The 22,648-nt window shown below is 71.8% G+C and carries 23 protein-coding genes and 2 pseudogenes; 11 read left to right on the top strand and 14 right to left on the bottom strand.

Annotated features, from left to right (window positions below; translation table 11 throughout):
* Positions 1 to 45: 45 nt before the first annotated feature.
* The gene (locus ACFQ9Z_RS15705) at positions 46 to 621 is read right to left on the bottom strand and encodes a DoxX family protein (protein WP_383016814.1); all 576 of its coding nucleotides are present in this window, start codon (positions 619 to 621) and stop codon (positions 46 to 48) included.
* A 112-nt stretch (positions 622 to 733) separates the two neighbouring features.
* Between ACFQ9Z_RS15705 and ACFQ9Z_RS15700 the strand changes: the two genes are divergently transcribed.
* Positions 734 to 919 (top strand): hypothetical protein, encoded by a 186-nt coding sequence (locus ACFQ9Z_RS15700; protein ID WP_383016811.1) that lies wholly within the window; start codon positions 734 to 736, stop codon positions 917 to 919.
* A gap of 51 nt (positions 920 to 970) precedes the next feature.
* Here the strand turns inward: ACFQ9Z_RS15700 and ACFQ9Z_RS15695 are convergent, their stop codons facing one another.
* Positions 971 to 1,408 carry a nuclear transport factor 2 family protein gene (locus ACFQ9Z_RS15695; RefSeq protein WP_383016808.1) on the bottom strand — a complete coding sequence of 146 codons (438 nt, stop codon included), beginning with the start codon at positions 1,406 to 1,408 and terminating at the stop codon, positions 971 to 973.
* A gap of 447 nt (positions 1,409 to 1,855) precedes the next feature.
* On the opposite strand from ACFQ9Z_RS15695, the gene ACFQ9Z_RS15690 reads away from it, so the two are divergent.
* Both ACFQ9Z_RS15690 and ACFQ9Z_RS15685 read left to right on the top strand, forming a co-directional pair.
* The gene (locus tag ACFQ9Z_RS15690; protein WP_383016805.1) at positions 1,856 to 2,194 is read left to right on the top strand and encodes a hypothetical protein; all 339 of its coding nucleotides are present in this window, start codon (positions 1,856 to 1,858) and stop codon (positions 2,192 to 2,194) included.
* A 190-nt stretch (positions 2,195 to 2,384) separates the two neighbouring features.
* Positions 2,385 to 4,448 carry a competence protein CoiA family protein gene (locus ACFQ9Z_RS15685; RefSeq protein WP_383016802.1) on the top strand — a complete coding sequence of 688 codons (2,064 nt, stop codon included), beginning with the start codon at positions 2,385 to 2,387 and terminating at the stop codon, positions 4,446 to 4,448.
* Positions 4,449 to 4,588: 140 nt separating this feature from the next.
* On the opposite strand, the gene ACFQ9Z_RS15680 is transcribed toward ACFQ9Z_RS15685, so the two are convergent.
* Entirely contained in the window at positions 4,589 to 5,692 is a 1,104-nt protein-coding gene (locus tag ACFQ9Z_RS15680; RefSeq protein WP_383016799.1) for an acyltransferase family protein, read from the bottom strand.
* 300 nt (positions 5,693 to 5,992) lie between these two features.
* On the opposite strand from ACFQ9Z_RS15680, the gene ACFQ9Z_RS15675 reads away from it, so the two are divergent.
* Positions 5,993 to 6,826: a PIG-L family deacetylase gene (locus tag ACFQ9Z_RS15675; protein WP_383016797.1), complete on the top strand. Its 834-nt coding sequence runs from the start codon at positions 5,993 to 5,995 to the stop codon at positions 6,824 to 6,826.
* A gap of 268 nt (positions 6,827 to 7,094) precedes the next feature.
* On the opposite strand, the pseudogene ACFQ9Z_RS15670 reads toward ACFQ9Z_RS15675, so the two are convergent.
* The 5 genes and pseudogenes from ACFQ9Z_RS15670 to ACFQ9Z_RS15650 form a co-directional block, all read right to left on the bottom strand.
* A pseudogene (locus ACFQ9Z_RS15670) lies at positions 7,095 to 7,531 on the bottom strand (glutaredoxin domain-containing protein).
* Between the two features lie 108 nt (positions 7,532 to 7,639).
* The gene (locus ACFQ9Z_RS15665) at positions 7,640 to 8,281 is read right to left on the bottom strand and encodes a class I SAM-dependent DNA methyltransferase (protein WP_383016793.1); all 642 of its coding nucleotides are present in this window, start codon (positions 8,279 to 8,281) and stop codon (positions 7,640 to 7,642) included.
* Positions 8,282 to 8,374: 93 nt separating this feature from the next.
* The gene (locus ACFQ9Z_RS15660) at positions 8,375 to 8,677 is read right to left on the bottom strand and encodes a protealysin inhibitor emfourin (RefSeq protein WP_383016789.1); all 303 of its coding nucleotides are present in this window, start codon (positions 8,675 to 8,677) and stop codon (positions 8,375 to 8,377) included.
* A complete protein-coding gene (locus ACFQ9Z_RS15655) occupies positions 8,674 to 9,891 on the bottom strand; it encodes a M4 family metallopeptidase (protein ID WP_383016786.1) in 1,218 nt (405 codons plus the stop codon). The genes ACFQ9Z_RS15660 and ACFQ9Z_RS15655 overlap by 4 nt, the downstream gene beginning before the upstream one ends.
* Positions 9,892 to 9,929: 38 nt before the next feature.
* Positions 9,930 to 10,508 carry a glycoside hydrolase family 25 protein gene (locus tag ACFQ9Z_RS15650; RefSeq protein WP_383016783.1) on the bottom strand — a complete coding sequence of 193 codons (579 nt, stop codon included), beginning with the start codon at positions 10,506 to 10,508 and terminating at the stop codon, positions 9,930 to 9,932.
* 571 nt (positions 10,509 to 11,079) lie between these two features.
* Between ACFQ9Z_RS15650 and ACFQ9Z_RS15645 the strand changes: the two genes are divergently transcribed.
* Positions 11,080 to 12,186, top strand: a complete 1,107-nt coding sequence (locus tag ACFQ9Z_RS15645; RefSeq protein ID WP_383016780.1) for a DUF2235 domain-containing protein — start codon at positions 11,080 to 11,082, stop codon at positions 12,184 to 12,186.
* 122 nt (positions 12,187 to 12,308) lie between these two features.
* On the opposite strand, the gene ACFQ9Z_RS15640 is transcribed toward ACFQ9Z_RS15645, so the two are convergent.
* Positions 12,309 to 13,016: a lytic polysaccharide monooxygenase gene (locus tag ACFQ9Z_RS15640; protein ID WP_383016777.1), complete on the bottom strand. Its 708-nt coding sequence runs from the start codon at positions 13,014 to 13,016 to the stop codon at positions 12,309 to 12,311.
* Positions 13,017 to 13,549: 533 nt separating this feature from the next.
* Here ACFQ9Z_RS15640 and ACFQ9Z_RS15635 point away from each other — a divergent pair.
* On the top strand, positions 13,550 to 14,005 hold the full coding sequence (locus ACFQ9Z_RS15635) for a DoxX family protein (RefSeq protein ID WP_383016774.1): 456 nt from the start codon (positions 13,550 to 13,552) through the stop codon (positions 14,003 to 14,005).
* A gap of 188 nt (positions 14,006 to 14,193) precedes the next feature.
* A complete protein-coding gene (locus ACFQ9Z_RS15630; RefSeq protein WP_383016771.1) occupies positions 14,194 to 15,717 on the top strand; it encodes a chitinase in 1,524 nt (507 codons plus the stop codon).
* Between the two features lie 128 nt (positions 15,718 to 15,845).
* Here the strand turns inward: ACFQ9Z_RS15630 and ACFQ9Z_RS15625 are convergent, their stop codons facing one another.
* Together ACFQ9Z_RS15625 and ACFQ9Z_RS15620 are read right to left on the bottom strand one after the other, a co-directional pair.
* Positions 15,846 to 16,298 carry an iron chaperone gene (locus tag ACFQ9Z_RS15625; RefSeq protein WP_383016768.1) on the bottom strand — a complete coding sequence of 151 codons (453 nt, stop codon included), beginning with the start codon at positions 16,296 to 16,298 and terminating at the stop codon, positions 15,846 to 15,848.
* 221 nt (positions 16,299 to 16,519) lie between these two features.
* Entirely contained in the window at positions 16,520 to 17,299 is a 780-nt protein-coding gene (locus tag ACFQ9Z_RS15620) for a VOC family protein (RefSeq protein WP_383016765.1), read from the bottom strand.
* Between the two features lie 624 nt (positions 17,300 to 17,923).
* Here ACFQ9Z_RS15620 and ACFQ9Z_RS15615 point away from each other — a divergent pair.
* On the top strand, positions 17,924 to 18,415 hold the full coding sequence (locus tag ACFQ9Z_RS15615; RefSeq protein WP_383017179.1) for a heme-binding protein: 492 nt from the start codon (positions 17,924 to 17,926) through the stop codon (positions 18,413 to 18,415).
* A 106-nt stretch (positions 18,416 to 18,521) separates the two neighbouring features.
* Here the strand turns inward: ACFQ9Z_RS15615 and ACFQ9Z_RS15610 are convergent, their stop codons facing one another.
* Together ACFQ9Z_RS15610 and ACFQ9Z_RS15605 are read right to left on the bottom strand one after the other, a co-directional pair.
* Positions 18,522 to 19,391 carry a class II glutamine amidotransferase gene (locus ACFQ9Z_RS15610; RefSeq protein ID WP_383016762.1) on the bottom strand — a complete coding sequence of 290 codons (870 nt, stop codon included), beginning with the start codon at positions 19,389 to 19,391 and terminating at the stop codon, positions 18,522 to 18,524.
* Positions 19,392 to 19,665: 274 nt separating this feature from the next.
* Positions 19,666 to 20,667 (bottom strand): hypothetical protein, encoded by a 1,002-nt coding sequence (locus ACFQ9Z_RS15605; protein ID WP_383016759.1) that lies wholly within the window; start codon positions 20,665 to 20,667, stop codon positions 19,666 to 19,668.
* 88 nt (positions 20,668 to 20,755) lie between these two features.
* Between ACFQ9Z_RS15605 and ACFQ9Z_RS15600 the strand changes: the two genes are divergently transcribed.
* On the top strand, positions 20,756 to 21,097 hold the full coding sequence (locus tag ACFQ9Z_RS15600) for a DUF6233 domain-containing protein (RefSeq protein WP_383016756.1): 342 nt from the start codon (positions 20,756 to 20,758) through the stop codon (positions 21,095 to 21,097).
* On the opposite strand, the gene ACFQ9Z_RS15595 is transcribed toward ACFQ9Z_RS15600, so the two are convergent.
* On the bottom strand, positions 21,087 to 21,971 hold the full coding sequence (locus tag ACFQ9Z_RS15595; RefSeq protein WP_383016753.1) for a polyprenyl synthetase family protein: 885 nt from the start codon (positions 21,969 to 21,971) through the stop codon (positions 21,087 to 21,089). The two genes, ACFQ9Z_RS15600 and ACFQ9Z_RS15595, sit on opposite strands and share 11 nt — an antisense overlap.
* Between ACFQ9Z_RS15595 and ACFQ9Z_RS15590 the strand changes: the two are divergent.
* Positions 21,877 to 22,203: pseudogene (locus ACFQ9Z_RS15590) on the top strand (polysaccharide deacetylase family protein); the annotation flags it as partial. The gene ACFQ9Z_RS15595 and the pseudogene ACFQ9Z_RS15590 sit on opposite strands and share 95 nt — an antisense overlap.
* Positions 22,204 to 22,243: 40 nt before the next feature.
* Positions 22,244 to 22,525, top strand: coding sequence for a hypothetical protein (locus ACFQ9Z_RS15585; RefSeq protein WP_383016750.1), 282 nt, complete (start codon positions 22,244 to 22,246; stop codon positions 22,523 to 22,525).
* Positions 22,526 to 22,648 lie beyond the last annotated feature (123 nt).

Genomic DNA, 22,648 nt, shown 5'->3' with positions numbered 1-22,648 from the left:
GGACATCTTGTGCGGGCCAGGCGCCGGCCGGGCCGGAGGCTCCGGTCAGAGGCTCAAGGTGATCGCGGCGGCCACGCCGCCGAGGCCGAGGGCGAACCCCGCCTCCTTCCAGCCCCCCTGACCCCACGGGAGGAAACGGTCGGCCGCCAGCCGGCCCGGGCCGATGGCGGCGACCGCGAGGGCGACGACGGCGATGCACACGTTGTACTCCACGCCACCGTCCGTGTCCCACAGGCCGTGGGCACCGGTCACCGTGGCCATGGCGTTGATCATGACGCCGATCAGGGCGGCGGCGGCCAGCGGGGTGAACAGCCCGACGGCCAGACCCAGGCCGCCGAGGAACTCGGACAGACCTCCGACCGTGGCGAAGAGCTTGCCCGGGTGGAAGCCCAGGGCCGCGAACCCCTTGCCGGTCGCGGTCAGACCCTGGCCCCCGAAGAGCCCGAAGAGCTTCTGCGCACCGTGGCCGGCCATCAACAGGCCGACGGTCAGCCTGATGAGCAGCAGGCCGGCGTCGGCGGCGGTCGGGGTGGCGGTCGTGTCCCGGTCAGCGGTGCCGGTGGGGTGCGCTGCCGGTTCCTTGGAACGAGCCGAGCGGTTCAGGTTGAGCTTGGCGAACATGACGATGCTCCGGTTGAACGCCAGAACGGGCGTTTCCCCCAGCTCGGGCAGACGCCGAGCAACCGGTGACGAGCGAGCCCCACGCAGTGTCCTCTTCCCGAAGCTCGCCGATTTGCCCCTGGACGAGCTCGTCCACGCCGGCCCGCTGCGCGCCCACTACGAATCGCCCGACGGAATCCGCGAGGCCGGCCGGAGACCCAAGGTCCACGAGACCGCCGAAGCGCGGATCACCGTGGGCGTCCCCGACCGGCGCCACGAGTTCCCGGCCGGCCTGCTCCTGGCCACACGACCACGTTAACTCCCGCGCGCACGGGCACAAGCGCTCGTCGAGTCCGATCTCCTCCCCCGCTCACTCCGCCTCGAACGCCTGGGCGACGGCGAGGCTGTCCTCGTAGACGTGGTGCCGGGTGACAAGACCGTCGTCGACGGTGAGGTGAAGGGCGAACCGCGCCCGGTAGTCCCGTCCGGTGGAGCGGGCGGTCTGCCGGATCTCGCCGAGCACGACCGCGTCGCGTCCGTCGACGAGGATGCGCTCGATCTCGGTCGCCGCGTGCCCGGGCACATGGTGCTCGGCGAGCTCGCGGTAGTGGGCGGCGGCATCGGCGCGGGTGGACCGGTGGCGGATCCACGGGGTGGCGGTCCGGCCGTGCTCGGCCTCCGGCCAGTCCAGCTTCCAGTCGACCTGTTCGGCGTACATCTCGGCGATGCTCTCGGGGTCGCCCCCGCCTATCCTGCGCAGCAGTTCGTGCACGACGGCGCGGGTGGTCCCGGGTGCGGCCGTGGTCATGCCTCATCACTCCGATCCGACATCCGCGTCCGTCCGACGCGGCGAGATCGGCATTCTCACCAGCGACGACGGACCGGCGCCATTACCTCCCGGGTAACGGCGCGCATCGCCAAGCTCCGCTCCCGCGACACGGCTCCGAGTCCAGCGCGCGCATTCACGCCGAGGCCGTGAGGCGGAGGTCGGCCGGATCGGGCCGTTGATTCACATGCTCATACAGAGCGCTCCCACTCTCGCGTCCATGATCAATCCGCCTCTCGATGAGCCCGACAACGCCGTCGTCTCACAGGCGCTGTCACGCCGCCGCATGCTCGCCATGGGCGGGGCCGGGGCCGCCGCCCCCGCGCCGGGAGCGGCACTGTCGCCAACGCCGCCACTCGCGGCGCCGGCCACCGGCCTCGGCGCCACGGAAGCCGGTGCACCGGGCGTGCCGTCCACGTCCACACCAAGGTGCACACCGGCGGCCGCCGCACCTCGGCCGGTTGCACCGGCGCGCGCACCTGCCACACCGGACAGTTCCACTTCGCCGAGAACACGGTGAAGACCACGGTGGGCGTCGCCCCGTACGCGGCGAACACGGTGGCCCGGGTCACCCTCGACGAGGACATGCTCTACCCGGGGACCGGGACACAAGGCGGCCCGCTCCGGCTCGCCCACGACCGCCGGCGGATCGAGCGTGGCATCCTCGGCTCCATCACGATGGCCGCGGACCCCACCGCGACCGGCGAAGGCGGAGACGGCCCCGGTGGCAGCCCGGGTCACGGCCCCTCCGCGTCGCCCACCGCCTGACGGACGGCCCGGACGACCCGTTCCCGGGCTGTGCATGCGGGCTCACCCACGCGCACCGCCCCGCAGACGGACGGGGTGCCGGTCAAGCCGTCGTGGCTGGGGCGCACCGATCCGCCGTGAAGACGTCGGCCGACGACCAGTGAGCGGTCGCCCCCTCGGCAGCGCCGAACCCCCCTCATATGATCCGTGCATGATCCAACCGATGCAGCGGTTCGAGGAAGAGGACACCCGCAAGGTCCAGACCGCCGTGGCGGGGCGTCCCGGATCGGACGAACCGGTCTTCCTCCCGTTCGACCACGAGGAGTTCCCCGATTTCCTCGCGCGCTATCCGGACATCGAGTTCTTCTGCGGCTCACTCCTCGGCGGCTGCGGGCAGAAGCTGTCGGCGAAGCGCTACACCAGCAAGAAGTGCCACTTCGCGCATCATCCGCCGGTGCGGTGCCGGCGGATCGCGAACAACGAGTCCAGCGCGGATCACCTGTATGTCGGGCGGGCCCTCAAGCGGTGGCTACAGCAGCAGGGCAAGCGTGACGTGAGCGTCTCGTACGACCTGTTCGGCGCCGATTGCGGCGGTTGCGTCGACCTCTCGTTCGACGGCGGGCGTCGCGCCGTCCGAGTCCAACTGAACCGCATGGAGCGGAAGTCCTGGCTCGCCCGCCACAAGGAACTGGACCGGGCCACCCGCGGCGGCGGCGACTGGCTCTACGGTCCGGACAGCATGCTCGCCCACAACGAGGTGGACGCTGCGGGCTATGCGCTGCGCGTGCAGTGCCGCACTGTCGGAGCCACACGCGAGGTGCAGATCGGCACGCAGCTCCCCGGGCACACCATCGAGTGGACCACGCTGGACCACTGTCGCCTCACCGACTCCGCGATTCTCACTCCGCACCTCGAGGAGACGGACGAAGGCGTTCGGGTCCGCACGCCCGGACGGGGCACGCCCGCCCCTGAGGCGTCCGACCCCGCATCGCCCGCGCCCCCGCACCGGGCCGCCCCGGCGGTCTTCCAACTCGCGCCGGGCACGGTGGCCTTCACCGCCGCCGTTGCCGTCGCGGACGCGGACGGTTCCCGGCGCCTCTACGACGCCGACGTCCAGTCGACGGGATCGGCGGTTACCCCCGGCCGCATCTCGCTCCCCGTGGAGGCGGCTGTACCCGACCGTGATCAGATCTGGCTGCTGCTCGGTCCCGCGACCGTCCGGCTGCCCGTCCCCGGCGATGACGGCACGCGTGATTCCCGCGTCGTCATCACGGCGGAGAGCATCGCCCGGCTGGAGGGCAACGCGCTTGAGCCGTGGCAGGGCCTGCGTCCACCGCACACGCCGGCCCCCACCGCGGCACCCCCATCCCCGAGGGAACCGGCAGCCACTGGCGCGACACACGTCCGCGCGCGGAAGCAGGCGCCCGCCGATGCGCCACAGTCCGGTCCCTCGGGCCCGCACGTCGCCGGCCCTACCGCTACCGGGCGGTCCGGGCCCGAGCGGGAGGCGAGGGCGGCCCTGCAGGCGCTGCAAGACCAGAGCCGCGAGGCGAGGGACACCGGCGACTGGGACGCCGTACGGCAGACCGCGAGGTATCTGGCCATGCTGCGTGACGACCCGACCGTCGTCGAAGCCGTACGGGACGCCGCCGCAGCCGAGTGCGACGTGCTGTCGGCCTGGTCGGCAGGCCCGACCGTCTCCGGCAACCGGCTCGCCGGCCTCTTGGAGCGCCTGAGGCACGAGGGCGAGAACCTGCCCCTGGCCGCGCTGCGCCGCCTCGTCGACGACGCGGAGGCGGAAGCCGACAAGCTGGACCGCTACCTCACCACCGGCGAACTGGACGAACTGGGACGCTGGAGCGACGAGCTCGCCAGGCGGTCGGGGCGTCCCGCGCTGGACGCCCTCGAGCGGCTCGGCGGCGAGGTCCGCTCCGCACTGGAACGGTACGCGCGAGCGGGAGCCGTCGTCCGCTGGTCGGTCGTCGGCGCCGAGGTGGACGGAGGTGTCCTCGACCTGCACCCCGACGACCAGATGGAAGTACTGATTCAGGCGGACGGCGCCACCGCCCGGGACGAGCCCCTCCTGTCCGCCCTCGTGACCGACGACGATTTCCGGGTGCATCCCTTCTACATCCGGATCCTCGACCACCTGGACCGCCCGGTGCCCGCTCAGGCCGACCTGCGGGCGCAGTGGGAGCGCGACGTCCTGAGGCTGCACCTGCTCTGGAGCGGGCCTTCCCACCGCGCCGGTGTCAGGTTCCCGGGCAGCTCCTAGGCGCACGATGCCGGCCGGGGCCGCGCGCGTGCCGGTCGTTCTGCGGCCGGTGTTCTGCGGCCGGTCTTCAGCGAGGCCGGCCATGGGGCGCCTCGTCACCAGGTCCCGCTACCGCAGGTCAGCCGACGTCCTCGCAGGGCCTACCGCAGCCCCTGGCGGCCGGAGCGGTCTCTGGCCGGCGCCAGCAGCCAGGCCACCGGCGGCCGGGTGAGGGGCCGGGCCAGTCGGCGCACGGGCGGTGAGGCGAGGAGCGCGGTGAGCAGGACGCCGCCCGTCAGCAGGGCGATCAGCTCCGGCATGGTGTCGGCCCGCTCGATCAGGCCCTTCTCCCGCATCGGCAGGATGACGAGCGGATGCAGCAGGTAGACGGTGAAGCCGCCCGCGCCGAGCACGGAGATCAGCGGCAGCCGCCGCTTCGGCACCAGTCGCAGCAGGCACAGCACCAGCGCCGCCGCCGAGGCCAGAACCGCGAGCCGCACCAGCCAGGCGCCCTCCATGCCGAGTGCGGTGTCCGCCTCGTAGGCGTGCCGCATCGACAGCCAGGTCCCCTGGATGTCCCGGTGCCACTGCCAGGCCGCGAGTCCCGCGGCGAGGACCCCGGCCGCCGCCATCGGCAGGCTCCAGCGGCTCTCGAACCACTTGTTGCACATGCCTTGGCCCAGCCGCCAGCCGAAGTAGAACAGCGGCATGTACACCAGGGTCCGGCTGGCCGAGAACTGCAGGCCGAACTCCTCCACGTACCCGACCGCGAGCGCCACGGCCGTGGTCACCGGCAGCGGATGGCGCAGCTGGGCCACCAGTGGCAGCAGCAGCCTCCAGAAGAACAGGGACATCAGGAACCACAGGGTCCACGGAAGCTGGGTGATGTGCAGGGTGAAGGGCGAGCCGAGGGCGTAGGACTCCGCCGAGAACAGCAGGCTGAACAGGAGCGCCGGGAGCACGATGCTGCGCAGGAGGGTGCGCAGATGGCGTGGGCCGAGGGGCCCGGCGCTGCTGAACACCCCGGCCAGCACCACGAAGGCGGGGACCCGGAACGCCCAGGCGGCGACGTGGAAGGCGTGCAGCGGTCCGTAGCGGTCCATGATGCTGCCCATGGTGTGCAGGACCACGATCAGCGAGGCGGACACGAACCGGGTGTTGTCCCACCAGGGATTGCGGGCCGGGCTCTGCTCCGGGGCACCGGTGGGGTCGGGAGGGCCGGTGGGGCCGTGGGTCTCGGCGGGTCTCGGGGACGGGCTGTCCATCGCGGGCGCGTACTCCTGACAAAGCTGCGGCAACGGAAAGCGCCACCTTCGCGATCTCGTTGGAGCGCACGGTGACGCCCCGAGGCCCGGCCGGTGAACGACGCGTGTACGGCAAGGGCCGTGGTGGACGCCGTACTTCGCCGGCCCGGCCCGAGGGCCCCGCCCTCGGAGGCGATGTGCGTCAGGACACCTTGCTGCGTGAGGCCCTGACGTCCTGACGTCCCGGCGGGAAACGAGCCGGCTCGCCCTCTGTCTGCCGCAGACTTGGGCCGAGGTGTTTTCCCTGAGGAGGACTGTTTCATGAATGACCGGCCCCTGACGCTCATGGCGGTGCACGCCCATCCCGACGACGAGGCGACCGGAACGGGAGGCGTGCTCGCGCGGTACGCGGCGGAAGGCATCCGCACGGTACTCGTGACATGTACCGACGGCGGTTGCGGTGACGGACCGGGAGGGGTCAAGCCGGGTGATCCCGGGCACGATCCGGCGGCCGTCGCCTCGATGCGGCGGCAGGAACTCGAGTCGAGCTGCGAGATCCTGAAAGTCGGTCACCTGGAGATGCTGGGTTACGCCGACTCCGGAATGATGGGCTGGCCGACGAACGACGCACCCGGATCCTTCTGGCGGACACCCGTGGAGGAGGGCGCAGCGCGACTCGCGGCGATCATGCGCCGCTATCAACCCGATGTGGTCGTCACCTATGACGAGAACGGCTTCTACGGCCATCCCGACCACATCCAGGCGAACCGCATCACCATGAGGGCCCTGACGATGACCGCGCCGACGCCGAAGGTGTACTGGACGACGGCGCCCCGCTCGATGATGCGGCGGTTCGGGGAGGTCATGCGCGAGTTCGGTGCGGACTGGCAGGAGCCGGATCCCGCCGAGGCCGCCGCGATGGCTGAGATCGGGCTGCCCGACGAGGAGATCACCACCTGGGTGGACATCTCCGCGTTCGGCGGCCAGAAGTTCGATGCGCTGGCCGCGCACGCCAGCCAGGGCGAGAACATCTTCTTCCTGAGGATGGGCCAGGAGAGGTTCACCGAACTGATGGGCGTCGAGACCTTCGTCCGCGTCCAGGACACCACCGGCGCGGCGGTGCCAGAGAACGACCTCTTCGTCGGACTGCGCTGAATCCGCCCGCCCCGTTCGGCCCGGTGGCGGTGGAGCGACCCGCGGGCGACCGCCGCCGGTCCGTGATCAACCGCCGAGGTGGCCCCGCGTGAACACGCCGGCCCGTGCCGCGGCCACGGCTGCCTCGGCGGCGCGGTCCGCGGCGGGTTCGTCGAGCGGGGCGCCGGTGGTCAGCAACTAGGACGGCCCCCTATCCCTACTTCCCGTACCAGCGCCAGAAAGGATCCGCCCCGTCCGGCGTGCGGCTCCGACGGCGGGCCGCTCCTGATCACGCGGAAGGGGAGAGCTGGGCGCGCACCCACGCGGGATCGGGGTTCGTGTGCGGCCGCCCCATCACGACGACGGTCGGCACGGTCTCGTCGCCGCCGTTGGCCGCCCGCACCGCCGCCGCTCCGGCCGGGTCACGCCAGATGTTCACCCAGTGCAGCTCGCGGGCGCTGCGGCCCAGCCGGATGCGCAGCCGCATGCAGTACGTGCAGCCCGGCCGCAGTAGACGACGGGCCGGCCGTCCTTCGCGCTGCGGCGTTGTGCTTCGCTCGCGCTGATGGACCTCGGGAAGACGAGGGGCGAGTTCACGCCTGCGAGCAGCACGAAGGCCAGCAGGAGTGCCACGGCCTCACCGGGGCTGCCACTGAGGAACCGCCCAGCCGCGACGGCTGAGCCGCAGAGCACGAACAGCATCGGCAACATCCAGGCGCGCATCATGGTCACGAAGACTATCCGCGAGCGGAAGCGCTCCGCCCGGCCGCCGGGTCTGCGCCGGCCGGTACCTGGCCGAGCGTCTCGAGATCCTCGGGGCGGGCGGCGGCGACGTCACTTGCCCGCGCGCATCAGCAGATGCCCCCGGCGGAACCGTTCCCCCTCGCACGGCTCACGCAGCATGCGGCCGACCTCGGTGAAGCCGGCCTCACCGGCCAGCCCCGCGAGGTCGTCGATCGGCCATCGGTAGGCTGTGGTCACCTTGTGGTCGAACGCCGTGACCGGCTCGCCTTCCGACTCGAAGAAGGCGAGCAGGAGAGTTCCGTCGGACGCGAGCACCCGACGGAACTCGGCGAGGTACGGCGGCACGTCCCGCGGTGCGGCGTGGATGACCGAGTACCAGGACACGATGCCCTGCAACCGGCCGTCGGCCAGGTCGAGGGCGTCCATGGAACCGACCTCGAACCGCAGATCCGGATACGTCTCGCGGGCGAGACCGATCATCACCGGTGACAGGTCGACGCCGAAGACGTCCAGACCCAGATCCCGTAGATGCGCGGTGACAGGTCCGGGGCCGCATCCCAGCTCGGCGACGGGCCCGGCGCCGGCCGCCCGTACAGCCTCGGCGAAGGCGGCGAGCACCGCGCGATCCAGCGGAAAGGTGTGGAGGTCGTCGCGGGGCAGTCCGGCGTAGCGAACGGCGACGGCGTCGTAGGCGTCGGCTGTCGCACGGTGGCGGGAGGAAGGGTGGGTCATGAGCGAGGACCCTAGAGCCTTCCCCGCGCCGATGGCTGACTATCGGACAGGACCACCGGCGGCCACCGGGCCGGCATCCTGACCCGTGGCGCGTCACTGCTGCGCCAGGTGCCTCCTGATCCAGGTGAGCAGGGCCGCGAACGCGGGCGTCATGGCGGCGTCCGACTGTTCGAGGACCGTCACACCGTCGGCGGCCTCCGCGGTGATCGTGTAGCTCATCGCGTCCCTGGCGCGGTCGGCCCCTTCCGGCGGGGTTGTCGAGGCGGCCTCCGCCAGCAGCCGGGCCAGCTCCGCCGTGGCGCCCTCGGGTAGGGCGTTCGTGTCCAGCACCTCGGGCGGGCGGCGGAGGTTGGCCGCTGCCGCCAGCCCGCCGTAGGCCTCCAGGGTCACCTTCACCTGGCGCCCTTGAGCGCGGCCATTTCCTTGGCCAGCCCGGTGACCTTGTCGCTGAGCGCGCCGATCTGCCTGGCGAGCGCGGCAAGTCCGTCCTCCCGGCCCGTGCCGCCGTTGCCGTTGCCGTTGACCGCCGAGCTCCGTACCCGGGCGACTCCGGACGGGACGCCCTTGACCGGGACTTCCACCTCCTGCCACGCCGACAGCACGGCCGACTGCTCGGAGCCGCCGACGCCGAACAGTTCCCCGGCCTTCTGGAAGGTGGTGCCCGCGAAGTCCTGGAACTGGTCCTTGGCGCTGGACGCCTTGAGCGATTCGTACCAGATGGCTCCGGCGGCCTCCCAGGCGAATCCGCCGATGCGCACGGCCGTCAGGTAGAACGCCTTGTTCGGGATGCCGGAGTTGAAGTGGACCCCTCCGAAGTCGCCCCGCTTGGTGTCGGGCAGGTGGATGAACTTGCTCATCCGGTCGGGCTGGGGGTCCTTGCCGAACTTCGGGTTGTTGTAGGCGTGCCCCGGGTCCTTCATCGACCGCAGGGCGTCCCCGGCGATCCCCGGAGTCCACACGTCGGCCCCGATCAGCCAGTCCGCCTCCTCGGCCGTCTGCTTCAGCGACCACTGCTTGACCAGCGATCCGAAGACGTCCGACATCGACTCGTTCAGGGCCCCGGACTGGTTGTGGTACTCGAGTTCCGCCGTGTGGTCCGTGACTCCGTGCGTCAGCTCGTGGGCGATCACTTCGAGGGATCCGGTGAGGTTGCTGAACTCCCTGCCGTCCCCGTCGCCGAAGAGCATCTGACGCCCGTCCCAGAACGCGTTGTTGACCTGGAAGCCGAAGTGCACGTATCCGTCCAGGCGCATGCCCTTGTCGTCGACCGAATTGCGCTGGAAGACCTCCTTGTAGAAGTCACGTGTGAGGCCGAGGGCGTCGAACGCCCGGTTGACAGACGGGTCCGCGACCTCGGGGCCGTCCTCCGGCCTGGCCAGGACGGCGTTGGTGAGGGATTCCCCCTGCTCGCAGTCGAAGACCGTGCGCCGGCCGTCACCGGGCGCGGCCGCGCCGGCGAAGGCCGCTCGGACCGCTCGCTCGCCTCGCAGACGAGCCGTGACCAGCAGGGTGTCCAGGGCGGCCTGGCGCACCTCGCTGTCTTCGCTCTCCAGGAGCTTGTCGAGGATGTACGGGGGGATGATGCAGTTGACGGGGCGAGCCGTGGTCATGGGAGACCTCCTTGGTGAGAGGGCGGTTCCGTCGGCCGTCAGTTCTTCACGCCGTTGATGCCGCCGGCGAAGGCGACCAGCTCGGCCTTGGCCGCGAACCTGGCCACGCTGGTGTCCAGCGGCTTGTCGGTGTACTGGTGGAACATCCACTTGCTCTGGATGTCGGGCTTGCCCGCGGGCACGCCGTACTCGGCGATCCAGAGGAAGTCACCCGCGTCACCGGTGGTGTCCCGGTGCCGCCAGAAGTCCCGGTTGCAGTACAGCCCGACCTTGTGGTTGGCGCCGCGCAGCCGCTTGACCTCGGCGATGAAGGCGTCCTTCTCCGCGCAAGTCGCCGCGGTGCCGTCCGGGTTGGTCTCCCAGTCGACGACCATCAGGTCGTACTCGTTGCTCGCGCAGCCCTCCACGAAGTGGGCCGCCTGCTCCTTGATGTGGCCCGGGTGCAGGAAGTGGTAGAAGCCGACGACGAGCCCCGCGGCGCGGGCGTGCGCGGCCTGCTCCTTCTGCTTGGGATTGACGTAGGAACGTCCCTCGGTGCCCTTGATGAACGCGAAACTGGTGCCGGCGGTGGGGAAATCCGCGTCCTGGAAGACGGATACGTCATAGCCTTTGATCATCACGCTGAGCCTCCCGATGCGTTGATCCGGAGGGAGCACCGCGGGCCGGCCACGCGGACGACGTCGCGTCTGGTCCGAGGGGAACCCGTCGACGACTTCGGCGTCCCTGACGCCGAACGCCTGGAGCTCTCGCGGTCACTGGCGAGCGTACCGGGTCCACGGGCCGCTGCTCTCATCGGCGGGCCCGCTCGGGCCGGTGATCTCCACGAGCACCACCGCGTTCCCGCCGTGGTGCTCGTGGCACTCGTGGTGCTGCCGTCCAGCTACCAGGCGTCCGCGCGCCGATCCGGCACGGTGCGGTCCTCCACGGTCTCCTTCCACCTTCTGACCAGTAGCCGAACCGCGCAACTTGCGGGTGGCGAGCCGCGTGGTAGGGCCGCCGCGTCGAGTCCGGCGGCCGCCTTCCCCGGGTGAGCGGTGATCGCGCTGGACACCCCCAGGTGCGAGAGGGACGCTGGCACCAGGACGGTACGCGCCGGCCGCGGAAGCGCTCGCTCCGGCCGGCCGCCGGCGTCCGGGCGATGCCACGGTCCGGCCGGCGCCCGCCCCCTTCGAGCAGGAAGGGACCATCATGGCCAAGCGTCTCGTCGTCTGCTGCGACGGAACCTGGAACTTCGCCGACCAGCCGAGCAGGACCAACGTCGCCAAGCTCGCCCTCTCCGTGTGCACGGGGGCCTGCGCGGGCAAGGACCAGCGTGTCTACTACCACGGTGGCGTCGGCACCAGCCGCTGGGAGCATCTCAGCGGAGGCGCTTTCGGCGTGGGCCTGTCCAAGAACGTGCTCGACGCCTACCGCTTCCTCGTCGAGACCTACGAGCCCCGCGACGAACTGTTCCTGTTCGGCTTCAGCCGCGGTGCGTTCACCGTGCGGAGCCTCGCGGGTCTCGTGCGCAATTCCGGCATCGTGCGCCCCGCGCACGCCGACCGGGTCCCGGAGGCCTGGCGCCTCTACCGCGACCGGATCGAGAAGCCGAGCGGCGCGGCCTCCACGCTGTTCCGCCGTTCCTACGCGCAGGAGACGGGGATCCGCTTCATCGGGGTGTGGGACACGGTCGGCGCCCTCGGCATCCCGGTTCCGGCGGCCAGGAGCCTGGAGCCGGCCGTGGCACGCTTCAACCGCCAATGGGCTTTTCACGACACCGAGTTGAGCAGCTGGGTCAGGGCGGCGTGCCACGCGTTGGCCATCGACGAACAGCGCTCCTCCTTCCGGCCGACGCTGTGGCACCAGCAGCCCGGCGCAGAGCGGCAGGGCCAGGAACTGAAGCAGGTGTGGTTCGCCGGAGTGCACTGCGACATCGGCGGCGGTTACCGGGAGACGGGCCTTTCCGACATCACCCTGCTCTGGATGGTCGACCAGGCCCGCAGGTACGGGCTGGTATTCGATCCGCAGGCGCTCAGCGTCCACGGGCCGAGCGTGATGGAGCCGGACGACAGCATCGAGTTCCGTGTGCAACCGGATGTCCTGGGCGAGGTGCACCTTTCACGTACCGGCCTGTACCGGCTGGCCGAGCCGCTGCACCGGGCCGTCGGACTCGCGGCGGACCGGGAGGGCCGCCTCGACGGCAACGAGTTCCTGGCGCTTCCGGCCATGGAGCGCCACGACAAGGACGCCGACTACCGTCCGCCCGGGCTCGAGCAGTACCTCACCGACCGGCAGCGGGTCCGCCTGGACTCCTGAGGAGCCCCAGGGGCTGACCCGGGTCCGGCGGCGCCGCGAGGGCGCCGCCGGACCCGGCGGCCGCACCGATTCGTCCCGGGTCCGCCCGGCCCGGCGGAGCCCCGGGCCGCGTCGTGACCCGTCTAGCAGGCCCCGAGGTCTTCCCAGACACCCCACTGGCCGGTGGCACCGGGCTTGTCGCCCGTGACCCACCACTTGGCGCGCCAGTTGTGGCCGCCGTAGGACACGGTGTCACCGCCGTTGTAGACCCGTGCGGCGTCCCAGGCCGGCGCTGTGCAGGTGTCCCCACCGCCGCCGGTGCCGCCGCCGGTGCCGCCGCCGATGTTGACGTCGACGCAGGAGTAGAACGCGTTGGCGGTGTCCGCGATGTTCCAGACGGCGAGTACCTTCTGGCGGCCCGTGAAGCGGCCGAAGTTCACCTGCTGACTGACGTCCGCGGCCGGCTGCTGGTTGTGCCCGTCGAACTCGGCGATCTTCTGGCCGCCGATGAAGTACTGCCAGTTGGCGGTGGAGTGCCGGGCCGTGTTGTGCCACGTGAACGTCGCCGTCGTGCCGACCGGAGTGACCTTCCAGCCCTTGCCGTCGTTGTCGAGCTCGGCGTACTCCGCGTGTCCGCCGCTGCAGCTCTGCAGGCCCTTCGGCCCCTCGACGCTCTGCGGTTCGTACTTGATCTGACCGCAGTCGACGACGCCCTCGGCGCACTGTTCCTGCCGGCTCGTGGGCAGCGTCACCCAGCCGTGGGCACTGGCCGTGCTCGCCGGGAGGCTGACGGCGAGCACCGGAGCGACCAGCGCGCCGATCGCGAAAGCGGCTCGTCTTTTTGCGTTCATGCCATGTCACTTCCTTAGGGGCGGTCAGGTTGCGGGCATGGTGAGGACGCGACGCGCACATCACGCGCCGCATCCTGGTGCGACCGATGCCATGGGTCGGGTCGAGGGCGGGCAAAGGTCTGGACCTTCCGCGCTACTAGGTCTAGACCATAGCCTCATGTGTCGCCGGGTCAAGAGGCCCGGCAAGGCGAACCGCCGCTTCGGGCAGTTCATTCGGGAACTCGCCCGGGCCGATGTCGGGAGCCGCGGCGCGCCCGGAATTTCTCGCCCTATTGGTCTAGACAAGCCTGCCGGGATGGCTCACAGTTCGACTGCACGCGCGCCACCGGACGACACCGCGACCGCCACCCTGCCGCGCCCCGCCCCACGAACACCGCGACGGCACAGACGCCCGACCCAGCACCGCCCCGAGCGCCCTGCACCGAACCCGTCCGGATCGGCACGCCCGCGAGCGCAACCCGGCGTCACCACCGCCCTTCCCCCACCGCGACGCAGCGCCTTCGGGGTCGCCGCGCGAGAGAGGAGCACCTCCCATGGAAGCGCTGGAAAGAAGCAAGGAACACGTGCTCGCACTGTTCCGGATCGTCGTGGGACTGCTGTTCGCCTGCCACGGGGCCGCGGCGCTGTTCGGCGTCCTGGGCGGTCCGCACGGCACCGAGCCGCAGTTCGCCGCATGGCCGGACTGGTGGGCCGCGGTCATCCAACTGGTGGGCGGCGCACTGGTCATGTGCGGTCTCGGGACCCGGGTCGCCGCCGTACTGTGCTCGGGCTCCATGGCGTACGCCTACTTCGACGTGCACCAGGCCCACGCGCTGTTCCCCATCGAGAACGGCGGCGAACCCGCGGCCATGTTCTGCTGGTCCTTCCTCCTCATCGCCGCCCTCGGGCCGGGCAGGTGGGCGCTGGCGTCCCTGATGCCTTCCCGCCGGCGGTCCGGTCACGGGCCGACCGGTCCGACGCGGCCACGGAGCACACCGTCGCGCGCGTGACCCGGGCGTGGTCCAGTCCGCCGCCTGGCGCCCTGTGCAGGGACATGGGCGCCGGGCGGCCCAAATTGGTCTAGTCCCTTTTTGGTCCAGACCATTGACACGCCCATGTCACGAGGTCTATCCCAGTAGTCGGCAACACCCTGTCCGCACAAGGACATCGGCCACCCCCTCCACACACCGGGACTGACATGAGACTCGTGCGTTCCTTCCGCGCGGCCCTCACCGCGGCAGCCACCGCCGCGGCCGCGACAGGCCTCGCCCTCACGGGAACCGGCACCGCCCAGGCCGCGACTCCGCTGCCGAACCACGTCTTCGCCCCCTACTTCGAGGCGTGGACCGGCGAGAGCCCCGCCGCCCTGTCCGCCCAGTCCGGCGCCAAGCACCTGACGATGGCGTTCCTCCAGACCGCCTCCAAGGGCTCCTGCACGCCGTACTGGAACGGCGACACGAGCATGCCGGTCGCCGCTTCGGCCTTCGGCGCCGACATCATGACGATCCAGGCCAACGGCGGTGACGTCATCCCCTCGTTCGGGGGCTACACGGCCGACACCACCGGCACCGAGATCGCCGACAGCTGCACCGACGTCCAGCAGATCGCCGCCGCGTACGAGAAGGTCATCACCACCTACGACATCTCGCGGCTCGACATGGACATCGAGGTCGACTCGCTCGACAACGCCGCCGCCATCGACCGCCGCAACAAGGCCATCAAGCTGGTCGAGGACTGGGCGGCGGCCAACGGGCGCAAGGTGGAGATCTCCTACACCCTGCCGACCACCACGCAGGGTCTCGCCGACAACGCCGAGGCGCTGCTGCGCAACGCGGTGAGCAACGGCACCCGGGTCGACGTCGTGAACCTGATGACGTTCGACTACTACGACAACCAGGCCCACGACATGGCGAAGGACACCCAGACCGCCGCCCAGGGCCTGTACGACCTGCTGGCCCAGCTGTACCCGGGCAAGAGCCCGGCCCAGCTGTGGAACATGGTCGGCGTCACCGAGATGCCGGGCGTCGACGACTTCGGCAAGGCGGAGACCTTCACCCTGGCCAACGCCCGCACCGTGTACGACTGGGCCGTCTCCAAGGGCATCAACACCCTGTCCTTCTGGGCGCTGCAGCGGGACAACGGCGGCTGCGCGGGCGGGGCAGCCGCGGACAACTGCTCGGGCATCCAGCAGAACACATGGGACTTCACACACATCTTCGCGCCGTTCACCGGCGGCACCACCACACCGTCCAACGACTTCTCCGTCGCGCTCAGCCCGGCCTCCGGGTCCGTGACGGCCGGCCAGTCCGCGACGGCCACCGTGAAGACGACCGTGACGAAGGGTCACGCCCAGAGCGTGAAGCTCAGCGTGAGCGGAGCTCCGGCGGGCGTCACCGCCTCCCTCAGCCCGGCGTCGGTCACCGCGGGCGGCACCTCGACACTCACCCTGGCCACCACCTCGGCCGCGGCCTCGGGCACCTACACGGTCACCGTGACCGGCGCGGGCACCTCGGGCAGCCACTCGGCAACCTACTCACTGACCGTCACCGGCGGCTCCGGCAGCCAATGCACCGATGCCCCGTGGGCCAAGGACAAGGTGTACACCGGCGGCCAGCGGGTCTCGTACAAGAGCCACGCCTGGAAGGCCAAGTGGTGGACGACGGGCGAGGAGCCCGGCACCACCGGGGAGTGGGGCGTCTGGCAGGACCTCGGCGCCTGCTGAACCGCCCGTCATCCGCCCTGATGACGCGACCCGCGCGGGCGCTCCCGGACGACGCGTCGTAGACGGCCGTCGTCCGCCCGGATCGCCCGCGGGGGTGCGGCGCTGCGTGTTCGGCGCCTACGGCTCCCTCAGCGCACCGCCTGCTTCACGAGTGCGGCGATCCGCTCCTCGACCTCGGGTGTCACCTCGGTCAGGGCGAACCCGGCGGCCCACATGGGACCGTCGTCCAGCTTCGCCTGGTCGCTGAACCCGAGCGTCGCATAGCGTGCCTTGAACTTCTCGGCGCTCTGGAAGAAGCAGACCACCTTGCCGTCCAGCGCGTAGGCCGGCATCCCGAACCAGAGCCTCGGAGCGAGGAGCGGGGCGCTCGCCGTGACGACGGCGTGCACGCGCTCGGCCATGGCCCGGTCAGGGTCCCGCATCTCGGCGATCTTCGCGAGTACGTCCCCCTCCGCCTCCGCCGCCTTGTCCGCACGCGAACTCCGGCGGGCCGCCTTCCTCAGCTCCTGGGCGTGGTCCTTCATCGCGGCCCGCTCCTCGGCCGAGAACCCCTCGTGCGTGCTGCCTTCGGCACTGCTCATGACTGTGTCCCCCCACAGGATCCCGGTGCTCGAATGCCGGGGGGGACCATATCCCGGCCCACCGACACGCGACTAGCGGACGCGACGGCCCCCGGCGCCTCCGGCTTCCGGGCGCCCTGATCAGCGAGCCCTCCCGCCCGGAAGCCGGGCAGAAGGGCGAGACACCGAGCGGGCGCGAGCGGCGCGGAGAGTACGGAGAGTACGGAGAGTACGGACGCGGCCTACGACGGAGTGGGCTTGATCATGGCGAACGGGGCGCCCTGCGGGTCGGCGACCACCGTCATACGGCCCGCGATCGTGTCGAACGGCGGGGCGAGGACCGTGCCGTTGCGCTTGACCAGGGCGTCCACGGTGGAGTCGACGTCGTCCACCGCGAAGTACGTCAGCCAGTGCGGCGGGGTGCCGGGCGGGTCGCCGGCGAGCAGGGTGACGCCTCCGACCACGCGCCGTCCGAGCCGCAGTTCCCAGTAGGAGTCCGTGCCTTCCAGCGGCTCGATCTCGATGCCGAAGGCCTCCCTGTAGAAGGCGGTGGCACCGGGCACATCGTTGGTGTGCAGCTCGTTCCAGGTCAGGGCGCCCGCTTCGTTGACCACCCGGGCGCCCTGGAACTCGCCGGCCTGCCAGACCCCGAACACCGCGCCCTGCGGATCGGCGGCGATCAGCATCCGGCCGAGCGGGCCGACGTCCATCACCGGGACGATCACGGCGCCGCCCGCGGAGACGATGGCGTCCTGGGTGGCCTGGGCGTCGGTGCTGGCCAGGTAACTGGTCCAGACGGTGGGCGGTTCCGGGGCTCCTTCGGGGGCCGTCGCCGGGCCGATCCCGGCCACCGCCCTGCCGTTCAGCTCGCAGACGGCGTACCCGCCGAACTCGGCCGGACCGGGCCGGCCCTGCCAGCCGAACAGGTCGCGGTAGAAGTCCAGCGCGGCTTGCTGGTCCTTCGCCATCAGGTCGACCCAGCATGGCATGCCCGTCGGATACGGAGCGGTGACTTCTGTCATCTTCCGTCCTTTCTCGTGCGGTGTGTCCGCCAGCCTTCCGCCGGTGGCGGCGATCCGCCGCCCGACACGCCGCCACCCTTCGCCGACGAGCACGTGCGGGCTCGGGCGCCGCCCTCGGTACGCCGTTCACGGCCCGGTCCTGGCCGACCTCGGGCAAGCACACGGTCACCGTGGTGAACCTGGCCACCCACGGCCGGCCCACCGTCGGCATCGACGCGATCGCCCGACTCCTCTGAGCGGAACTTCCCGGGGCGCCGGCAGAGCCCCCTGCGCTGCCCGCTACCCGGGGAGCACGGCGTCCGCCGGCTCCGGGTCGGCCGATCGGTTGATGCCGCACGGGGCCGCCTGGGTCACCATTGACCCCTACTACGAGGCCGGACGGGCTGCGAGAGGTGAACGATGGAGCACGACCCGGACGCCCGGTGGCTGCCACGCGTCATGCACATCGCGTTCCTCCTCCTCGGCGCCTCACTGGCCCGCTTCCTGCTCCGGCACCCCTGGCAGGAGCTCGGTCCCTGGATCGTCGCGCTGTCCGGCGCGCTGGCCGCGCTGTACCTCCTCGGGCCGGTCGTCGGCACCCGGGCAACCGCACGCCGCACCGCCTGGCTGGGCACGGTCGTCGCCGTGTGGGCGGTACTGGTCCTCCTGGCGCCGACCGCCGCCCAGCCGGGCTCCGCCGCCCCGGCCGCGCTGAAGGGCAAGGCCACGACCACCAGCACCCATCTCACGATCGGCGCCGCCGCCGACGCCGCGCGGGCCGCGCTGAACGCCGCAGAGAAGGAGAACCAGCGGGTCGCCGTCGCCGTCGTGGACCGCAACGGCAACACCGTCGTCACCCTGCGGGGCGACGGCGCCGGCCCGCAGTCCTACGAGTCCGCGATCGAGAAGGCGTACACCGCCGTCTCGTGGAACGCGCCGACCTCCGAACTGGCCAAGCGCCTCGAGCAGGCCCCGAACCTGAAGGACATACCGGGGACCCTCTCCCTCGCCGGCGGCGCTCCCGTGGCGGCCGCCGGCGCCCCGATCGCGGGGATCGGCGTCGCGGGCGCCCCCTCCGGCGACCTGGACGAGGAGTTCGCGCGCGCGGGCGTCGCCGCGATCGGCCAGGGGCGCTGACCCCGGCTCGCCGGGAGCGCCGCGAACGCTCGGGGAGCCCGTGCGACACGGGCTCCCCGAGCCGTCGCGCTCGTCGGTTCCGGATCCGGTCCAGGGGCCGAGCAGCCTAGGCGGCCTCCTGGGACGTGGCCGCACCGGCGTGCAGGTCGTCGAGGGTGAGCTGGTGCGCCGGTGCGTCGGGCAGCAGGATCTCGCGACTGACGTGCAGGTCGGAGCCCACGTGGAGGAGTTCGCCCGGCTCCAGCAGGCGCCAGCCGGGATGGTCGTCCATCCGCTCGCTGGCGACGACGACCGCGGGGTGCTCGGCGAGGGACGCCGAATGGACGTGCATACGTCCGTGGCTGCCGCTGTGGTCGAGATGCCGGTTCCCGTGCCGGCCGCCCGCCGGACGCTCCAGGACGTACAGCTCGTGGGTGTCCGGGTAGCGCAGCGCCCACAGCTCCAAGGGCGTGATGAGGATCAGGTTCATCGCGAAGACGGGCAGGTTCGCGGCGATCCACCGGGCGGCCTGCCGGATGCCCTCGGTCACGTCACCGCCGTTGCGCCGGGTCTCCCGGGTGATCAGGGCGAAGAACCGCTCGGAGTCCGTTTCGCCGCGGACCAGCGACCGGTCGTCTCCCAGGTGGTCGTCGAGGGCGTCGAGGCCCTCGATCACCCCGTTGTGCGCGAAGAGCCGCCCGTCCTGCTCGAAGGGGTGGGTGTTGCGGGCGTCGAGGCCGCCGGTCGAGGCGTAGCGCACGTGGGCGATGAAGGTCGCCGACTCGTCCTGCCGGGCCTCCTGCGCGAAGGCGCGGTCGCGGTAGGCGGCGATGGGGGCCTTGTCGACGCGCGGGGTGCCGTCGGCGGCGAAGCGGCCGAGGCCGGTGCCGTCGGGGTCACGGTGGCTCTGCCGGCTGAGGCTGTCGGGGGCGTCGAGCAGCCAGAAGGTGGCGTGCGTACGGAGCGGGGCGCTGCTGAGGCCGAAAAGGCGACACATGGTTTCCTCCGTGGTGACCGGCTTCCGCCGGGATGCCGACCGGGTTTCCCCTCGGTGATCCGCCATGCGTCCGAAGATCCTCGGCGCGCTGTGGTCCTGGCCCCCTCAGGATCGGCTGTGGCGTGAGCGCCGGCGAGCGGGCTCACGGGGCGAGCACGGCTCGCCGACGCGCCGGGGTGCGTCCCGCTGGCCGTGACTTCGCCCCGGTGGGTGGGCGGCTCGGGCGGGGCGGGGGGAGCGGCCCACTCCCCCGCGGCGCGACGCGGCGGAAGGTTCAGGAGGCGTGGCGGTAGGGGACGGTGGCGGCGGGACCGACGGCGTCGGGGCCGAACTTGTCGCGGATGCGGTCCAGGACGAGTTCGGCGGCCAGCCGGGACTCGCGTGTCTCGTCGAGGGTGATCTGCCGCGCGACGCGGTCGGCGTCGATGAGGTCCTCCGCCCTGAGGGTGAGTCCGGTCAGACGGGCGCGTTGCAGGCCGGCCGCGTCCATGAGCTGGTAGGCGAGGGTGCGCAGATCTTCGTCGTGGTGGGAGGGTTCGGGCAGGCGGCGGGTCTTGTCCCAGGTGGTGCCGCCGGCGAACCGCAGGGTGAGGGTGAGCGCTCGGGCGGCCTGGCCGCGGTGGCGCAGCAGGAGTCCGAGTCGGACGACCAGGTCGAGCAGGGCGGACCGGACACTGGCGCCGTCGAGGGTGTGCCGCTCGAAGATGTGGCGGACGGCCGCCGAGGCGGGCAGCGTCCTCGGGACGACGGGCCGGGGGTCGATGCCGCGGGCCCGGTCGGCGGCGAGGCGTCCGTGGGTCCTGCCCAGCAGGCGCTGGACCGTCCCCGGTGAGACGGAGGCGAGCAGGCCCACGCTGTGGATCCCGTAGTCGCGGAGTGCCGCCGCCTGGCGGGGGCCGATGCCGTGCAGGGCCTCCACCGGCAGCGGGCCCAGCCACTCCGCGGCCTGCCGCGCGGCGACGGTCAGCACTCCCCCGGGCCCGGTGACCTGCGCGGAAGCGGTGGCCGCGACCGTGATGGTCGGACCGACGCCGATGCGGAGGTCGACGCCGAGACGGGAGATGGCGCGCACGCGCAGGATCTCGCCCAGGTGACCGGCGTCGGTGCCGTGGTAGCGCAGGGCTCCCTTCAGCTCGACCAGGGCACAGGTGGGCGGCAGCGCCTGGACGACCGGGGACAGCTCGGCCAGCAGCTCCAGCACCCTCCGGTAGGTCTCCTCCGGCAGCCGGTCGGGGCAGCGCACGTGCATCACGGTCGCCTCCGTCTTGTTGCTCATCGCCTTCACCTCCTGCCGCTACCGTATCGAACATAAATTCGAACACGCGACTGCGGCACCACCCGATCATCGATCTAGAATCGGAACTGTGTTCGATGACCTGCCTCCCGACCTGCCCAGTCTGCGCGTGCTGCGCATCTGGCACGCGATGTGGCTGGCCCGGGTCGACGCCAAGATCACCCGGCTTCGGGAGCGGGAGGAGCAGCAGGCCCGGGCGGCCGCCGCGGCCGCCGACCGGGCGCCGGAGTGGCTGCTGGAGTACGGGCTGAACCGGGACGCCCGGCCCAACGCCGTGCACACCGGGGACTGCCGCATGGCCGGCGGACGGGCCAGGCCGGTCGGCGCGGACGCCGCCCGGCACGCGCTCGCCGACGGCGTCGCCGCCTGCTCGTTCTGCCGTCCTGACACCGACCTGGGCATCATCGGCTGACCGCCGGCCTGCGGAACGCGCGCGGGCGCGACCGTGCGGCCGTCAGGTCGCGGCGGCCCAGCACACCGGCGAGGCGCTCGCGCTGGGCGGGCCGTGCCGCACGCCAGGTCGCGGCGAGCAGGGCGGTGGGCCGCCGGCCCCGGATGTCGTCCAGGCTCGCCTTGCCGGTGCGACCGGGTTCTCCGAACAGGCCCAGCAGGTCGTCGCGGAGCTGGAACGCCTCGCCCAGCGGCAGCCCGTACGCGGAGAGGCCGGCCCGCAGCCGGGCGGTGCCGCCGGCGAGCAGGGCGCCGATGAGCAGGGGCTGCTCGACCGTGTACTTCGCGGTCTTGTAGCGCACCACCTTCAGCGACACCTGCGGATCCGGGTCCGTTCCGGTGCTGAGGATCTCCAGGCACTCGCCTGCGATCAGCTCCCTCGCCAGGTCCGCCCACACCGGCCGCGCGCGGGCCAGGTAGGCGGTGGGCGGACCGCTGGTGGCGAACAACTGGCCCGCGAGCGCCATCAGATGGTCACCGACCAGCATGGCCAGACAGCGGGCGGCGGCACGGGCCTGGGGCCTGCCGGTGACGGCGGTCCGCAGCGCGACGTGCGCGGTGGGCAGGTTGTGGCGCAGCGGGCCGTCGTCGATCAGGTCGTCGTGCATCACCGCGGCGGCGTGGACCAGTTCCATGGAGGCCGCCGCGCGTACGAGGGGCTCGCAGAACCCCGCCCGCAGCCGCTTGCCGTGTCCGGCCGCCGCCCGCGGTTGCTCGGCCACCGGCTCCAGCGCCTGGTCGATGGCGCGGAGCTGCTCGGCCTCCGCCGCGAGGAACTCGCCCAGGACGGTGTCGACACGGGCCTTGAACTCGGCGGGTTCGAAGCGCTCAGCCATCGCCGCCGGAGGCCGGGCCCACGACGCGGTGGCGACCTTCTTCCTGGTCGGACCCCACGCCCTGCAACGACCGATGACGGTCCGGCGCGAGCAGCGCGACGGAGACGCGATAGGCGACCACACGGTCACCCACCCGCACCTCGTCGCCCTCTCCCCCGACGGCGTCCGCTTCGGGCTGAGCGGCACGGCCAGGGACATCGCCTCGGTCACCGGGCGGCGGCCCACACTGCTGCGCCCCCCCGTTCGGCAGCTACGACGCCCGGGTCCGGGCGGTGGCCGGGCAGGAGGGGCTCGCCGTCGTGATGTGGAGCCTGGATCCCCAGGACTGGAAGAGGATCGCTCCCCTGACCATCGAACGGCGTGTCCTCGATTTCGCCCGTCCCGGTGCCATCGTCTCCCTCCACGACCGGTACGCGCGCACGCCCGTGGCACTCCCGCGCATCCTCACGGGCCTGACCGCGCGTGGCTACACCTTCGTCACCGTCCCCGAGATGTTCGCCGACAGCGGTGGAACACACCCCGGCATCGTCTACCACCACGGTCCGAGGCTCTGACCGCCGATAGCGCACAGCCGCGTTCGGGCCGAAGGGAAGTCGCTCATCCCGTAGAAACGGGGCGTTCCACCCGTATTATCGCTGCACCAGGGCACATTGCGGCCGCAACGCCACCCCTGGCCC

Origin of the sequence: Streptomyces sp. NPDC056580 (assembly GCF_042793175.1) — a bacterium.
Taxonomy (GTDB): Bacteria; Actinomycetota; Actinomycetes; order Streptomycetales; family Streptomycetaceae; genus Streptomyces.
This window is presented reverse-complemented; position numbering and strand designations above follow the sequence as displayed.

What these genes read in the sequence shown, in the direction of transcription:
- ACFQ9Z_RS15625 (WP_383016768.1), bottom strand. Translation starts at nt 16,298, where the DNA reads ATGAGCAGTGCCGAAGGCAGCACGCACGAGGGGTTCTCGGCCGAGGAG.
- ACFQ9Z_RS15595 (WP_383016753.1), bottom strand. Translation starts at nt 21,971, where the DNA reads ATGGCTGAGCGCTTCGAACCCGCCGAGTTCAAGGCCCGTGTCGACACC.
- ACFQ9Z_RS15685 (WP_383016802.1), top strand. Translation starts at nt 2,385, where the DNA reads ATGATCCAACCGATGCAGCGGTTCGAGGAAGAGGACACCCGCAAGGTC.
- ACFQ9Z_RS15650 (WP_383016783.1), bottom strand. Translation starts at nt 10,508, where the DNA reads ATGATCAAAGGCTATGACGTATCCGTCTTCCAGGACGCGGATTTCCCC.
- ACFQ9Z_RS15645 (WP_383016780.1), top strand. Translation starts at nt 11,080, where the DNA reads ATGGCCAAGCGTCTCGTCGTCTGCTGCGACGGAACCTGGAACTTCGCC.
- ACFQ9Z_RS15695 (WP_383016808.1), bottom strand. Translation starts at nt 1,408, where the DNA reads ATGACCACGGCCGCACCCGGGACCACCCGCGCCGTCGTGCACGAACTG.
- ACFQ9Z_RS15605 (WP_383016759.1), bottom strand. Translation starts at nt 20,667, where the DNA reads ATGAGCAACAAGACGGAGGCGACCGTGATGCACGTGCGCTGCCCCGAC.
- ACFQ9Z_RS15675 (WP_383016797.1), top strand. Translation starts at nt 5,993, where the DNA reads ATGAATGACCGGCCCCTGACGCTCATGGCGGTGCACGCCCATCCCGAC.
- ACFQ9Z_RS15635 (WP_383016774.1), top strand. Translation starts at nt 13,550, where the DNA reads ATGGAAGCGCTGGAAAGAAGCAAGGAACACGTGCTCGCACTGTTCCGG.
- ACFQ9Z_RS15680 (WP_383016799.1), bottom strand. Translation starts at nt 5,692, where the DNA reads ATGGACAGCCCGTCCCCGAGACCCGCCGAGACCCACGGCCCCACCGGC.
- ACFQ9Z_RS15610 (WP_383016762.1), bottom strand. Translation starts at nt 19,391, where the DNA reads ATGTGTCGCCTTTTCGGCCTCAGCAGCGCCCCGCTCCGTACGCACGCC.
- ACFQ9Z_RS15705 (WP_383016814.1), bottom strand. Translation starts at nt 621, where the DNA reads ATGTTCGCCAAGCTCAACCTGAACCGCTCGGCTCGTTCCAAGGAACCG.
- ACFQ9Z_RS15655 (WP_383016786.1), bottom strand. Translation starts at nt 9,891, where the DNA reads ATGACCACGGCTCGCCCCGTCAACTGCATCATCCCCCCGTACATCCTC.
- ACFQ9Z_RS15640 (WP_383016777.1), bottom strand. Translation starts at nt 13,016, where the DNA reads ATGAACGCAAAAAGACGAGCCGCTTTCGCGATCGGCGCGCTGGTCGCT.
- ACFQ9Z_RS15665 (WP_383016793.1), bottom strand. Translation starts at nt 8,281, where the DNA reads ATGACCCACCCTTCCTCCCGCCACCGTGCGACAGCCGACGCCTACGAC.
- ACFQ9Z_RS15630 (WP_383016771.1), top strand. Translation starts at nt 14,194, where the DNA reads ATGAGACTCGTGCGTTCCTTCCGCGCGGCCCTCACCGCGGCAGCCACC.
- ACFQ9Z_RS15620 (WP_383016765.1), bottom strand. Translation starts at nt 17,299, where the DNA reads ATGACAGAAGTCACCGCTCCGTATCCGACGGGCATGCCATGCTGGGTC.